The 444-nt window shown below is 65.5% G+C and carries 1 protein-coding gene; it reads right to left on the bottom strand.

All coding sequences use genetic code 11. The features are described 5' to 3' along the window. Window positions 1-168 precede the first annotated feature (168 nt). A partial coding sequence (locus AACY08_RS29815; protein WP_339472684.1) for a universal stress protein occupies window positions 169-444 on the bottom strand: 276 nt, incomplete at its 5' end.

Raw genomic sequence — 444 nt, 5'->3', positions numbered from 1 at the left:
ATCGGGATGAAGACCACCGCGCGGCTCAACACCGGCGGCGCGATCAACACCGCGCGGATCGACATCGATCCATTGGTGTTCGGCGTGGGCTTGGGCTTCCGCCTCTAAATCTAAATCCCCCGCCTCCAATCCCCCCGGGCCGCCAGTGCGACCCGGGGTTTTTGTTGGTCAATGCGCGAGCAGCGTCGGCACCGGGCATTCTGCCAGCATCCGCCGCGTAACCCCGCCGAACAAGGCCTCGGTCAGGCGCGCATGGCCGAACCCGCCCATCACCAGATAGTCCGCTGCCTGATTGCCGATTTCGTTCAGGATCACCGTGCTCGCGCTGTTGCCGCCCGCGGCCAGCGTGCTGACCACCGGTTTGACGCCATGCCGCGACAGGTAAGTAGCGGCGTCGCCTGCGGGCAGCGCAACCGAGCCGTCGTCAATCTCGAGCAACGTTAC

This window comes from Pseudomonas sp. EL_65y_Pfl1_R83, from assembly GCF_963970695.1.
Classification (GTDB): domain Bacteria; phylum Pseudomonadota; class Gammaproteobacteria; order Pseudomonadales; family Pseudomonadaceae; genus Aquipseudomonas; species Aquipseudomonas tritici.
Note: the sequence above shows the minus strand (reverse complement) of the source record. Positions and strands in the feature narration are given on the sequence as shown.